General features: G+C 41.9%; 12 protein-coding genes. 11 read left to right on the top strand and 1 reads right to left on the bottom strand.

Annotated elements, in window-relative coordinates:
- The first annotated feature begins 13 nt into the window (after window positions 1-13).
- Window positions 14-541, top strand: a complete 528-nt coding sequence (locus V7M78_RS09790) for a YceD family protein (RefSeq protein WP_333648924.1) — start codon at window positions 14-16, stop codon at window positions 539-541.
- A gap of 2 nt (window positions 542-543) precedes the next feature.
- On the top strand, window positions 544-723 hold the full coding sequence (gene rpmF, locus V7M78_RS09785) for a 50S ribosomal protein L32 (RefSeq protein WP_333648922.1): 180 nt from the start codon (window positions 544-546) through the stop codon (window positions 721-723).
- 104 nt (window positions 724-827) lie between these two features.
- On the opposite strand, the gene V7M78_RS09780 is transcribed toward rpmF, so the two are convergent.
- The gene (locus V7M78_RS09780; RefSeq protein ID WP_333648920.1) at window positions 828-1,619 is read right to left on the bottom strand and encodes an AraC family transcriptional regulator; all 792 of its coding nucleotides are present in this window, start codon (window positions 1,617-1,619) and stop codon (window positions 828-830) included.
- Between the two features lie 175 nt (window positions 1,620-1,794).
- Here V7M78_RS09780 and V7M78_RS09775 point away from each other — a divergent pair, with 175 nt between their 5' ends.
- The 9 genes from V7M78_RS09775 (at window position 1,795) to V7M78_RS09735 (ending at window position 14,558) form a co-directional block, all read left to right on the top strand.
- On the top strand, window positions 1,795-3,180 hold the full coding sequence (locus V7M78_RS09775) for an ABC transporter substrate-binding protein (protein WP_333648918.1): 1,386 nt from the start codon (window positions 1,795-1,797) through the stop codon (window positions 3,178-3,180).
- A gap of 17 nt (window positions 3,181-3,197) precedes the next feature.
- Window positions 3,198-4,085, top strand: a complete 888-nt coding sequence (locus V7M78_RS09770) for a carbohydrate ABC transporter permease (RefSeq protein ID WP_333648916.1) — start codon at window positions 3,198-3,200, stop codon at window positions 4,083-4,085.
- Window positions 4,085-4,924, top strand: a complete 840-nt coding sequence (locus V7M78_RS09765) for a carbohydrate ABC transporter permease (protein WP_333648914.1) — start codon at window positions 4,085-4,087, stop codon at window positions 4,922-4,924. The genes V7M78_RS09770 and V7M78_RS09765 overlap by 1 nt, the downstream gene beginning before the upstream one ends.
- 96 nt (window positions 4,925-5,020) lie before the next feature.
- Entirely contained in the window at window positions 5,021-6,859 is a 1,839-nt protein-coding gene (locus V7M78_RS09760) for a sensor histidine kinase (RefSeq protein ID WP_333648912.1), read from the top strand.
- Entirely contained in the window at window positions 6,856-8,373 is a 1,518-nt protein-coding gene (locus tag V7M78_RS09755) for a response regulator transcription factor (protein WP_333648910.1), read from the top strand. The genes V7M78_RS09760 and V7M78_RS09755 overlap by 4 nt, the downstream gene beginning before the upstream one ends.
- Before the next feature lie 199 nt (window positions 8,374-8,572).
- A complete protein-coding gene (locus tag V7M78_RS09750; protein WP_333648908.1) occupies window positions 8,573-9,742 on the top strand; it encodes a glycoside hydrolase family 88 protein in 1,170 nt (389 codons plus the stop codon).
- A 77-nt stretch (window positions 9,743-9,819) separates the two neighbouring features.
- On the top strand, window positions 9,820-11,880 hold the full coding sequence (locus V7M78_RS09745; protein WP_333648906.1) for a TIM-barrel domain-containing protein: 2,061 nt from the start codon (window positions 9,820-9,822) through the stop codon (window positions 11,878-11,880).
- A gap of 90 nt (window positions 11,881-11,970) precedes the next feature.
- Entirely contained in the window at window positions 11,971-12,861 is an 891-nt protein-coding gene (locus V7M78_RS09740) for a family 43 glycosylhydrolase (RefSeq protein WP_333648904.1), read from the top strand.
- Window positions 12,862-12,902: 41 nt separating this feature from the next.
- Window positions 12,903-14,558 carry a glycoside hydrolase family 43 protein gene (locus V7M78_RS09735; RefSeq protein ID WP_333648902.1) on the top strand — a complete coding sequence of 552 codons (1,656 nt, stop codon included), beginning with the start codon at window positions 12,903-12,905 and terminating at the stop codon, window positions 14,556-14,558.
- Window positions 14,559-14,720 lie beyond the last annotated feature (162 nt).

Raw genomic sequence — 14,720 nt, 5'->3', positions numbered from 1 at the left:
TTAGGAGACTAATATGCTTATTAATTTAACCGAGTTGTTTACCCTGGAGGGAAAAGAGAAGACCTACACTCCTCATATTGAGATGAAGGCTTATCACGGACCGGGCGGTGAGTATGAAGTAGTATCGGCAGAACCAGTCGTGCTGCGTATTATGAACCTGGGAGGCAGGAAACTGGAGGTTGAAGGGAAGGCCAAGCTTTCTCTCACGTTTCCATGTGACCGCTGTCTTAAACCTGTGCCTGTTGACCTGGATCTTGAGATCATCCGTACCATTGATTTAGATGAGACGGAAGAGGAACGTATGGAGAAGCTCGAAGAACAACCATATGTTAATGGTTATAATCTGGATGTAGACCAGTTGGTTTGTGATGAACTCATACTGAACCTGCCTATGAAAGTTCTCTGCAGTGAAGACTGTAAGGGGATTTGTAATAGATGTGGAACAAATCTCAATCATGAGACTTGTGACTGCGATATTAGGTCTGCAGACCCTAGAATGGCAGTCATCCAGGATATTTTTAAAAAGTTTAAGGAGGTGTAACCATGTCTATCTGTCCAAAGAACAAATCTTCTAAAGGTAGAAGAGATAAACGTAGAGCAAACTGGAAGATGAGTGCTCCAAACTTAGTAAAGTGCAGCAAGTGCGGCGAACTTATGATGCCTCACAGAGTATGCAAGGCTTGTGGTTCTTATAACAAGAAAGAAATTATTCCTGCTGAATAATTTTTACCCTGCATTTAGCGCTTGAAGAGCAAGTGAAATTACAATGTATTCATTTAAGAAGCCTGTTTTATCCTTTGGGATGTGACAGGCTTCTTTTTGATTCTTTACCAGAGGCGGTAGCGTTTCCGGTATTCCGATGGGGTCATACGTTCAGACTTCTTAAATTGCCGCATAAAATGGGTTTCATTATTATAACCGCAAAGCAATGCCACCATATGGATTGACATATCCGTGGTGCGTAAGTAGGAACGGGCACATTTGATGCGGGCATTGATACACTCCTGAATACAGGTAAGGCCAAACAGCTCCTTATACGTGTGCTGCATATAAGATGGACTCATATGAACCATTTTAGCCATGGTTTCTATGGTCCATTCTTTATTTGGTGAGTTATTGATATCCAAGCGGAGTTTATTTAGTATTTCATAATTTTTATGCGACATGGCAGTATTTGAATCAATGCATTTTTGAGATGCAACAGAATAAAGCAGGGCCTTCATTGCTGCATCAATAATCTGAGCGCTGTAGGGTTGGCCGGAATGCTTATTCAGGACAATTAAGCGGACAAATTCAGACAACTGATTCAGATTCGGCAGAATCATGGGAGTGTGGAAAGGAATATTAAGGGACAATAAAAAATCCGGATCTTCACCGGATAAGGTGAAATGGATCCAGTCATTGCAGTAGTAAGGTTTTTTGCTGCCATAATGAACGTACGTATTTTTATTATACAAAATAGCAGTATTGGCAGGTAAATCATAAATTTTCCCATTGGCCTCATAATAGGATTCTGTTTTAATCAATAAAAGTACATAATCAGGACTTCCTTTAGGGCGGCGTATGCCAAATGCTGTCTGGTGGACAGATCCATAACCGCATATTCCTACTTCTATCATGATACTCCCTCCTTTGTCATGAATTTTAAGCGGTTTGAGGAAAAAAATCAACAGAATATGAAATATGCTTAAAAATATGTACATTGACCTTAAAAACCATCATTTTTTTTGAGGCCTTTTTTGTTATAGTATAAGTGTAGTAAAAACATGTAAACAAACTTAGAGGAGGATGAACATGAAAAGAAGAACATCAACAGCTGTAATCAGCGCATCACTGGCAGTTATGATGCTGGCTGGCTGCGGTCAGGGTTCAAACAATGCGGCAACATCTGCACCGGCTGCAGGGAATACAACTACTGAATCCAGTGCAGGGGGGAATGAAACATCTGCAGCAGAAGGTTCCGTTGTGACAGAGCCTACCAAATTGACTTATATTTTTGCTGATGGTGACGAGGGTGCCAAAGCTTCTATGAATGAGATTGTGAATCGTTTTAATTCCGCCCATCCGGATATAACGGTTACAATAGAGCCGGGAAATGGAGGCGCTTACAGCGAATTTTTGAAAACAAAGGATAGTGTGGGTGAATTTCCGGATGTGATGGAAATGAGAGATACTGCCGTATATGCCAGAGCCGGAAAACTGGAGCCTTTGTCCCAGGACCTGATTGATTTGTTCCAGACTACTACAGATTTTGACGGAACTGTTTATACAGCTCCATTGGCAGGTGAGAATACCCAGGGCATTATCTATAATAAGAAATATTTTGATGACAATGGTTTAAAAGAACCGGCAACTTATGAGGAATTCATTCAGTTATGCCAGACGATTAAAGATAAAGGCGATATGGCTCCTTTGGTTGTCGGGGGACAGGACATCTGGCATATGGGCTTTTTATTCCACAAAGCATATAATGATCAGGTTCTGAGCCAGGATCCGGATTTTATTAAACATTGCTATGAAGGTACAAAAGATTTTACAGATCCAACAATGAAGGCGGCTTTTGAAGAGTTGCAGGAGATCATGCAGTATGCCCAGGATGGCTGGGTATCCACACCAGATGCACAGATTACTACATTTCTGGTAAATGATATGGCCGTGATGATGTATTCCGGAACGCATATGTTCAGCCAGATTTCTTCCGCAAATCCTGATTTTGAAGCAGGCTGGTTCCCCATTCCCAGTCCTGACGGGAAATTGCGTCTGGTCGGCGGAGGCGGAATCAGCGGATTGGCTATTTCTGCTGAAGCAGCTAAGGATTCAAACAAAAAAGCTGCTGCAGAGGAATTTATCAAGTTTTTCTTTGAGCCGGATAATTACAAGGTTTATTGTGAGACTTTGAGCTTTATTCCAACAACTGTTGATCAGCCGAAACTGGATGTAACACCGGTATTCCAGGAAGTGATTGATACAACTTTAAAGGCTGATGATCTTGCACCAATGTGGAATGGAAGGGTTGGAGATAATGAACTTCCTCCGGACTTCAGAAACTTTACTTATAAGACTTTAGTAGAAGTGCTTCAGGGAACCAGAACCATTGATGCAGCCTGCGAAGAGCTGAACAAAACCTGGAATGTGGGAATTGCCAACTTTAATCCGGTTACAGGAGTGGGCATTGAATAAAAAAGAAAGGAGATACGATGAGCAGAACAAAAAAAGGATTTGACCTGTATACTCTTTTCTTTATTGCTCCGGCTTTCATCCTGTTTACCTTATTTATTATTGTACCTACTGTATCCAGTGTGTATTATAGTCTTACCTCATGGGATGGTGTCAGCCCGAACATTAAGTTTGTCGGGCTGGCAAACTTCAAAGAGATATTTACCAGTGCCCGTTTTGGCAATGCCTTGAAGAATACAATTATTCTGACCGTTTTTATCACCTTGCTGGAAAATATCTTTGCCCTGGGGCTGGCGTTGGCTGTAGATCACGTAAGGTGGGGGAAAAACTTTTTCCGCAGTGCATTTTATGTGCCGGTGCTGATCAGCGGTATTGTATCAGGCTTTATCTGGAAAATTATGTACAATTATAACTTCGGTACTTTTAATGCGGTGCTGAAAGGATTGGGAATGCAGGATTTGCGGCAGGACTGGTTGGGGAATACGGGGATTGTGCTGTTTATGGTCGGTATTGTTTTGATTTGGAAGGGCGTGGGATATTATATGATTATTTATCTGGCATCCTTACAGAGCGTATCTCAGGATTTGATTGAAGCAGCACAGATTGATGGAGCCAGTCCCTGGCAGCGTTTTAAGGCCATTACCATTCCCATGATTTCCGGGGCCTTTACAATTAATTTTACATTGTCACTGATTAACGGTCTCAAAGTTTTTGACCAGATTAATGTGATGACTGATGGCGGTCCGGGATTTACAACAGAAACACTGGTCTATCTGCTTTATAAGGTTGGATTTAATGAGGGACGGCAGGGCTTTGGAACGGCAGTTGGTTTGATGCTTTTATTTATCATTATCGTTTTAAATACCGTGCAACAAAAGTTTCTGCGGGGAAGAGAGGTGCAGATGTAATGGAACGAGCAAGAAAAAAACTGAAGGCAGGGGATATTTTGCTTTTTGCAGCAGCAGTTGTTCTGGCTTTCATTTTTATCTATCCGGTTATATTTGCCCTGATGTCGGCTTTTAAAAGCAATGGAGATATTTTAAAAAGTCCGATTTCTTTTCCAGCATCGTTTTATATACAAAATTTTAAGGATTTATTTTCCCAGTCTGACTTTGCAACAGCCATTGTTCATTCTGTGACTTTGACAGTCGTATCAGAAGTTTTAATCGTCTGCATTGTTCCCATGGCTGCTTATGGAATTGAACGCAGAGGGAGTAAGATGACCTCATTTATATATTCTTATTTCCTGGCCGGTTTGATGATTCCGTTCCATTTGTATATGTTTCCATTGTTTAAGCAGATGAAGATATTTGGTTTGTTTGGCAATATGGCGGGGCCTATTGTTTGCTATATCTCTGGTTCCATTGCATTTGGTACGCTGCTTTATGGAAGCTTTCTAAAAGGGATTCCGTTGGAAATTGAGGAGGCTGCCCAGATTGATGGGTGTACCCCGTTTCAGACATTTTGGAAGGTGACATTCCCCCTTCTGGGACCGTGTACGGGATCCATGGTGATTTTAAACGGCCTGGGCATATGGAATGATTATCTTATGCCATATCTGGTTCTGCCCAGTGGGAAAGCTAAAACCATAACAGTAGAAATTGCCGGTTTTGTCGGACAGTATTCTGCCCGGTGGGACATTGTTTTTGCAGGAACGATTATTTCCATTGTACCGGCAGTGATTATTTTCTGTATGTTTCAGAAATATTTTGTGAAGGGAATCACAGCAGGGGCAGCGAAGGGATAACAGCTGACAGGTATTCTGAAAAACAGAATGCCTGTTTTCGCTTGTGAACAGATGGGGATTTTGTTAAGATAAAAGAAACGGTATTGGAGGAAGCATATGAAACGGTGGTTAAAAAAATTAAATCTTTATCAGAAATTCACCATTACCATCATTATCATTGGACTGATTCCCATGACAATATTATCCACCTTTATTGCCAATAAGATGATTCGGGATTACCGCAGTGCCCTCAGCTCCCAGTATGAGCAGGCGGCATTGTATCTTTCCGGAAGTTTGAAAAGTATGCTTGATACCTACAATACAATTTCTAAAATGCCTTATTATTACAGAAATTCCATTATTGGAAATGATGTTTATTCTTATATGTCCTTCGATAACTTCCGCCAGATTGTTTACGGCAGTAATTATCCTGCTGAAGTGATGGAACAGGAGCGTAAACGGGATATGGAAGAATACCTTCGCTATATGAACAGTGTAGACAACGGTATTGTGGGAGTTCATTTTCTGGGAGTTGACCAGAATGGCAAGGAGCTTGATTTTCATTCCAGTACCCTGAGTACTTATTTTAAGGATTCAGCAATGTTTGCGCAGATGGTAGGATACGAAGGATTAGACCGTACGATCAATAAGATGATGGTAATTCCTCCCCATGAAACCAAATATTTTAGTGGAATTGTGGAACCTGCCTTTACAGTTGCCAGGAATTATTTTGATTTGAGAGGAAATGTGGGAAATACTCCTTACGTAGGAACACTGTATCTGGATATCAATGTCAATAAAGTCAACCAGCTCCTTGATTCGGTACGGTTAAGCGGTGATGAAGTTTTTTATATTATGAATGCTCAAAATATTTGTTTTTACAGCAGTCAGAAAGATATGATCGGAAAAGAAATTCACTTTTCAGAGGAAAACTCAGGAGAAGGGGAAAGAGAATTACTGATTAGAACAAGACCTGATGAACATGGCCTTTCGTTGATTGTTTCTGTTGATACTCTCAGGGCTTTTCGCGATATCCGTAAGATGCAGACCATGATGTATTTCCTGCTTGGGGCCTCATTTTTAGCCCTGCTGTCAAGTTCCCTGTTTTTCTCAAAACAGCTGACAAAACCCATTCGCCAGATGATGAAACAGATGGAACAGATTGAACATGGACAGTTTGATATCAGCCTTTCAGCAAACAGTGAAGATGAGATCGGAATACTGTCACAGCGATTCAATCAAATGAGCCAGGAGCTAAAGAATTATATCAATCGTTACTATGTGGTACAGATCAAACAGAAGGAGGCTGAGCTGACAGCCTTAAAATCCCAGATTTATCCTCATTTTCTATACAATACTCTGGAAGTGATCCGTATGACGGCTTTGGAGGATGGACAAAAAGTTCCGGCCATGATCGAAGCCTTATCAGAGCAGATTCGTTATTTAATCGGTCCCATGAAAGATCTGGTGCCATTGGAAAAAGAAGTGGAAATGGTTAAAAAGTATGTGTATTTACTAAATTGCCGGATCAATGGAGAGATTCAATTGGCTGCGGATATCTCAGGGATGGCCTCTGTCATGGTACCTAAATTGATTTTACAGCCCATAGTTGAAAACGCTTATATTCACGGTATTAAACCCAAGGGAGGAAATGGGAGGATATTAATTGAAGCAAGAAGATCAGAAACAAGCAGGGATTGTATTGAAGTTACGATTATGGATAATGGTTCAGGCATGGATGAGGAAACCCTTGGCAGCTTGAACACACTTTTAGCCGGCAGTGATCCGGGAATCAAAAATGATTATCACTGGCAGAGCATTGGACTGAAAAACGTTCATGATCGAATCCGTTTTTTGTATGGTGAAGAGTTCGGAATCCAGGTGACCAGCACGGAAGGTATTGGAACAATGGTAAGGATCCTGATGAAAGCAGAACAGGGAGGAGAAAGACCATGAAAATGATATTGGCTGATGATGAACCCATTATCACCCGGGGAATCAGGAAACTGGTGGACTGGGAAAGCATGGGGATTGAGGTGGCAGGGTGCTATGAGGATGGAAAAAGTGCATGGGAGGGAATTCTTCGCCTGAATCCTGATCTGGCTTTACTTGATATCTCAATGCCTGATATGACCGGAATTGATATACTAAAAGAATGCAAGTCATTAAATCTGAATACCAGTATTATTTTTATCAGCGGTTTTCAGGATTTTGAATATGCGAAAGCAGCCTTACATTATGGTGCGGAGGACTATCTTTTAAAACCGGTCTTAAAAGAAGAGTTGTTGAATGCGGTTACTAAATGCATGAATAAAAAGAAGCAAAATATTTTCATGGAAGCAAATGAAATACCGGCTCAGCCTGATCATATGGATTTTGGAAGAATTATTGAGCTGGAGACGACTCATTATCGACCGGTACTGGTGGAGATTTTATTCAGTGAGAAGGAAGATAAGCAGATGAAACGGCTGACTCAGTTTTCGCTGATCAGTTTTTTTGAAGATTACTTAAGTAACCAGAAAACCGGTATTTGTTTTGTCAGAAAAGGAAAGATTGTAATCATCTTAAAAGGCATCTCTGCCAATGAAGCAAAGGGACAACTGGAAGAAATCATAAACGCAGCAAAAGAAGCAGTCCGGCACGATATTGTGATGATCATGGGAGAGCAGATTGATGAGGTGAGGCAAATACCTGCAGCATATGAGCGCTGTCTTGAAATGGAGGAATATCTCTTCTTTAATGATTATTTAAAATCCAGGATTTTAAAGGTTGGGGAATCAGTTTTTTCCTATCCAATGGAAGAAAGTAAATTGCGCGACGCGCGGGAAAAACTGATTCACGGAATCGTTGCCCAGGAGACGGAAGGGTTTGAGCAGCTCTATCAGTGGTTTATCCAGATGGTCTGCTTTATGGCGGAAGGAAAAAAAGAAGATGCATGCTTTTATTTTTGTACCGCCGTACGAATGCTGGAAGAGCGTTTTTTTGAATTGAATCTGGAAGGCTGTAAACCAGATATGAAAGCGTTGCTGGAAGAAAGCCGGAAGTGTGAAAGTTTTAATCAGTTAAGCAGGCATTTTAAAAGCATTTTTGCCGGATATTTGAACAAAATACAGCAGACCATGACGAATCAGGAAAAGAAATCAATTATTCATGTGAAAGAATATATTGAGAAGCATTATAAAGAGGACTTAAACCTGCAGATCTTAGCTGAAGAAATACATATGAATCCTTACTATTTCAGTGCCTTTTTTAAAAAGCATACGGGGGAAAACTTCAAGACATATGTCAATAAAGTCCGGATGCAGCATGCTATTTCCCTGCTTCTGGGAACTGACATGAAAACATATGAAATTGCTGAAGCCACAGGATATAAAGATCCGCGAACGTTTACCGATGCTTTTTGTAAAATATATCAGGATACTCCTAATTCTTATCGAAAGAGAGTCATTGCTGAAGGGAGAAAACAGTAATATTTCATTAATACAGTACTTTTAAACAACGGTGGATTTAATTGATGGTCAACCGTTGTTTTTAATTCCAGGCAGGAGTTTGATGGAAAAGCAGAATAAGTAAGTTGAAAGCAGCATGGTTTATTGTTTAATCAAGGGGCTTCCGGTATGATGAAAATCAAAGGAATGTGAATAAAAAAGTAGAGGAGTTAAAGTGATTATGTCAGTAGATGAAAGAACTGTTACCTGGGTAAATGAGGCGGAAAAGAGAATTGCGGAAAAGATGGAGTGGCTCAGCGAAAAATCAAAGAATAAGATTCCCTATACCACCATCCATGGAGTCCACGATGACAAGAGCAGTAAAACACAGGAGTTCAGCCTGGATGATGGAATCAACTGGTGGACAAATGGTTTCTGGGGAGGAATGCTTTGGCAGATGTACCATAAAACCGGGAATGAGCGGTATGTGGATATAGCACGGATCAGTGAAGAGAAGCTGAAACAATGCTTTACTGATTTTTATGGACTTCATCATGATGCTGGTTTTATGTTTTTATTAACTTATGTAGCTGATTATAAGCTTACAGGGAATGCGGAAGGAAGACGTTTCGGATTGCATGCTGCCAATCTTCTGGCCGGACGTTTTAATCCGGTTGGCAAATTTATCCGGGCCTGGAATGGAGAACCGGGAGAGGGCGGGGCTCAAGATAACCGGGGCTGGGCTATCATTGATTCCATGCTGAATATCCCATTATTATATTGGGCCAGTGAAGAGACCAAGGATCCGCGGTTTAAACACATTGCGATGATGCATGCAGATACTTTGATGGAATATTTTGTGCGGAAGGATGGTTCCGTGCGCCATATTGTTCAGTTTAATCCGGAAACCGGTGAAATGGAACGGGATTACGGCGGTCAGGGGTATGGACAAGGGTCTTCCTGGACAAGAGGCCAGGCATGGGGGCTTTACGGGTTTATGATGAGTTATATTCATACCGGAGAAGACCGGTATCTGGATACAGCAAAGCGGATTGCCCATTATTTTATCGCTAATATTCCGGAAGATGGATTGATTCCGGTTGATTTCCGTCAACCCGAAGAACCTTTTTGGTACGATGATACAGCAGCGGCTGTTGCCGCCTGCGGCTTGCTGGCAGTGGCGGATGCGGCAGGGGAATTTGAGAAGGAGATTTATCACCGGCCGGCTGTTAAGATGCTGAAAGCACTTTATGAAAACCACTGTGATTTTTCAAAGGACAGCGATTGCTTTCTGCAAAAGTGTACAGCCGCTTATCATGATAAATCCCATGAGTTTTCAATTATTTATGGCGATTATTATTTTATAGAAGCAATCTTTAAGTTAAACGGGACCAGTGTATATCTGTGGTAAATAGCCGAACAGGAGGGAAATAACAGTGATCCAAAGGCAGGAAATCTATGTTCAGATGAAAAAGGAAGGGAATTAAGATGCTGGAGAAAATCGCCAATGGTGTGTGGAAACTGGTTCTGGGTGAGCCGGAGGAATTGACACCTGTAAAGTACCGAAAATTTGATATTAACAAGGCTGGGCTTGAATCTCTGCCGCAGCGGGATGTGGCTCCGGAAGCATTTCAGGCTTTAGAATGGAAAAAAACAAAAAGAGGAATTGCGGTCACTCTGCCAATGGAAACGACTGAAGATATCTTCGGTTTTGGATTGCAGTTGAAAAGCCTGAACATGGCCGGAAGGAAACGAAGAATCAGGGTGAATTCTGATCCGCCGGCAGATACTGGAGAGAGCCATGCTCCGGCTCCTTTTTATGTTTCTTCTGCAGGTTATGGATTATTTGCTGATACCTTCCGTTACACTGATTTCTTTATGGGCACAAATTCCGTAAAAGGGAGGTCCGCAGGAAAGACAGAGGTGAATCAGATTCACCAAGAGTTTTCAGAATCAGCTCTATATGCCCTGAAACGGGCAGGCGAAAAACGGACAATTATTATTGATATACCGGGTGTGAATGGAATCACCTTGTATATTTTTTCAGGAATACTAAAAGAAGCGGTGCAGCGGTATAATCTGTTTTCCGGCGGCGGTCCTCTGGTGCCAATGTGGGGGCTGGGTGTGTGGTATCGGACTTATGGCGGAAGTGACCAGGACAAAGTGATTCAGACGGCGGAAGCATTCAGAACGGAACATATCCCGGTAGATGTGTTTGGCCTGGAGCCGGGGTGGCATTCTCACAGTTATTCCTGTACATATGAATGGTCTTATTTATTCCCGGAGCCGGAAAAAATGATTGAGGCATTAAAGACACAGCATTATAAAATTAACTTGTGGGAACATGCTTTTGTTTATCCGGCGGCTCCGATTTACCAGGATTTACTTCCTTACAGCGGGGATTATGAAGTGTGGAACGGGCTGGTTCCTGATTTTGCGGATGAAAAGGCAGTTGAGATATTCAGTGATTACCATGAAAAGAATCTGGTGGATAAGGGAATTATGGGCTTTAAGCTGGATGAATGCGATAACTCTGACTATAATCCGTCCAATTGGTCGTTTCCGGAGGTCAGCACATTTCCATCCGGCATGGACGGAGAGCAGATGCATAATGGAATCGGGCTGCTGTACCAGAACTTATTGGGCAATATATACCGGAAGAAAAATTTGAGAACATTATCTCAGGTGCGTGCTTCCGGTGCATTAGCGGCTCCGCTTCCCTTTGTCCTTTATTCTGATTTATACGACCACAGGGATTTTATCCGGGGAATTGTTACTTCAGGATTTTCCGGAATGCTCTGGTCTCCGGAAGTAAGAAGCTGTGAAAATGGCGGGGATTTTCTCCGCCGGGTCCAGACGGTGATTTTTTCAGCACAGGCTTTATTAAATTGCTGGCGGATTCCAAATCCGCCCTGGAAACAGGTGGATGTGGAGAAAAATTTACGAAATGAATATATGAAGGAAGAAGTCTATTATACACAGGAAATCAGGCGGCTGCTGCAGCTTAGAATGAGTCTGCTTCCTTATCTTTACAGTGCCTTTATGGAATACCATTTATATGGTACACCGCCTGTCCGGGCAGTGGTGCTTGATTATCCGGAGGATTCAAAAGCAGCAGTCATTGATGACCAGTACTTATTTGGTGACAGTATGATGGTCTGCCCGCTGACCCTTGAAGATGGAACCGGCCGTACCGTATGGCTGCCAAAGGGGACATGGCATAACTTCTTTTCCGGAGAGATCTTTGAGGGCGGAAGGGAGTATCAAATCAGTGCAAAGCTGGAAGAAATTCCTGTTTTCGTAAAGAATGGTGCATTGATTCCTCTTGCTGAACCGGTGGAATATGTGAGTCCGGACACTGTATTCCGGATAAGGGTAAAATCATTTGGCAAAGGGGAACAGTGTTTTGCATTATATGAAGACGATTTTGAATCTTTGGATGCAGAAAAGGGAGCATATAACCAGGTTTTGATTTCAAGGGATAGAGACGGCGGGATTTCCTGGGAACGCCGGGGGACACATCCCATTAGATATGAATTAGAAATATAATGAGGCTGGAAAGGGGAAACAGATGTGAAAAGCAGTGTTTTTTTACCATTAGATAATCAGGGTAATGTTTTACATGCTCACGGGGGCCATATGGTAAAGCAAGGGGACTGGTATTATTGGATTGGTGAAAACCGAACAGAAAATCATAAGGTATCATGCTATAAGTCCATGGATTTGGTGAATTGGAAATTTTGCAATCATTTGCTTACCACAAACAGCCAGGTAAAAAAACATGATAGGGCCACTGATCTCACATTGGATATCAAGGGCCGGCAGGCAGATATTGGGATAGGATGCAATATTGAGAGACCCAAGGTGCTCTATAATCCAAATACCGGCAAATATGTGATGTGGATGCATTGGGAATTGCCGGATAATTATTGTGAGGCACGGTGTGCAGTTGCTGTCTGCGATACCATTGACGGAGAGTATACCTACCTGGGAAGTTTTCGTCCAATGGGCCATATGTCAAGAGACTGTAATGTTTTTCAGGACGAGGATGGAAGCGCTTATTTTATTTCTGCGGCCAGAGATAATCTGGATCTGCACATCTACAAGCTGACAGAGGATTATCTGGCTATTGACCGGTTGGTGTGTATTCTTTGGCCGGGACAGGAACGGGAGGCACCGGTATTGTTCAAACGGGGAAATTATTATTTTATGCTGACTTCCGGATGCAGCGGATGGTCGCCCAATCAATCTGCTTATGCGTATGCTAAGACAATAGCAGGGCCTTGGTCAGATTTGTATTTTTTAGGCGATGAGACAACCTATGGCTCACAGCCCACATCGGTTCTTCAATTGAAGAATTCCCAAACAGGGAGCTTGGAACATTGGTATCTTGGAGACCGGTGGAAAGGAAGCGGAGAAAAGTATTACCTGTCTGAGTATGTATTATTGCCATTGCATTTTAAATCGGATACGGAATTGCATCTGGAGTGGAGAGAAAACTTGAATTTCAATATAGTCAGCAGCGGATAAAACTGATCTGTAGTTATTACCGATAGAAGGAGATAAGATAAATGATAGTAAAGAATCCGGTTTTAAAAGGTTTTCATCCGGATCCATCAATTATCAGGGTGGAAGATGATTACTATATTGCAACATCAACATTTGAATGGTGGCCGGGGGTATCCATTCATCATTCCAGGGATTTGGTACATTGGGAGTTACTGACCTATCCGCTTAGCCGCATTTCGCAGCTTGATCTTCGAGGTGTTGGGCCTTCCCAGGGGATATGGGCACCGTGTCTTACTTATCATCATGGAATTTATTATCTTGTTTATACGGTAGTCCGGTCTTTTTATTGCAATATGTATGATACTAATAACTTTATGGTAATGGCAGATAATATTTTAGGGCCTTGGTCAGAACCCATTGCTCTAAATAACTTTGGTTTTGACCCTTCGTTATTTCATGATGATGATGGCAGAAAGTACATGGTCAGCATGGTTACGGATCACCGGGTACCGAAAAAATATGCCGGAAGGCTGGTTTTACAAGAATACAGCAGTGAAAAAAAGTGTATGATTGGTCAACCCAGAGAAATCTATGCAGCGAAAGACATTTTCCTGGAAGGCCCCCACATATTAAAACGGAATGGGTATTATTATCTGCTTTCCGCAGATACCGGAACTGGAGAAGGACATGGGGAAACGATTCAGCGTTCTTCTTCCATATGGGGGCCCTATGAAATGTACCGGCCAAAGAACATTCATAGAACAAGTGATACAGAGGCTTTTTCAATTTTAACTACCAGACATCATCCGGATTATCCAATTCAGAAAGCCGGACATTGTGATCTGGTAGAGGCAAAAGATGGGAGCTGGTATTGCGTTTATTTAATGGGAAGACCCTTAAAACAGCGCAACCCAGATGATGCTTTACGCTTTCCGGGATGCCGCAGATATCCTCTGGGCAGGGAGACTGCAATTGCCCGGATGGAGTGGACCCCAGATGGCTGGCTTCAATTAGCCAATGGAACTAATCTTCCGGATTTGGAAACTGAGATCAGCAGCCATGAACCGCATCTGTTCTTATCCAAACCCGTAAGAGATGATTTTGACTCAGAAATCCTTGACTTGGAATTCCAGTCACTGCGCATTCCGTTGGATGAATCATTTCTGTCTCTGAATGTCCGGCCGGGTTATTTAAGACTCTTTGGACGGGAAGGCCTGGCTTCTTTGTTTGCTCAAAGTCTGATTGCCAGACGCTGGACATCATTTCATTTCCGGGCGGCAGCTAAAGTGGCCTTTGAACCAACCGTATTTAAGCAGATGGCGGGACTGATCTGTATGTATGATCATGAAAACTACTTATATCTACATATTACTCATGATGAGGATATTGGCAGATGTATCTCTGTTTTAAAAGCAGAAAATAAAAATTACAGCTATCCTGTTGGATTTATAGCCATTGAAGATGGTGAGGTCCAACTGGAAGTGGAGGTTCATGAAGAAAAATTACAGTTTTATTATAAGACAGAAAAGAGAAATAAACAAAAAATAGGTACATCTATGGATTGTAGTTTTATGTCCGATGAGGCATGCAATCAAGGCTGGTTTACCGGTGCAATGGTAGGGATGTGCTGTCAGGATCTGACAGGAAACCGTCTTTATGCTGATTTTGACTGGTTTGATTATGAAAACCTTATGTGCTCCTCCTTTGAGAAAATATAATAATTTAAGAAGCTTGCCGTAGTTTATTCAATATGGCAGGCTTCTTTTTATCTATAACTATAGGAAAAAGTGTATAAGTATTATAGGTATCAATATATTTTACTTATGGCATAAGGGATACTATAATGGTTATAAGAAAATATAGCAGGTCAGGAGAGGTGG

This window comes from Lacrimispora sp., assembly GCF_036758025.1.
Lineage (GTDB): Bacteria > Bacillota > Clostridia > Lachnospirales > Lachnospiraceae > Lacrimispora.
This window is presented reverse-complemented; position numbering and strand designations above follow the sequence as displayed.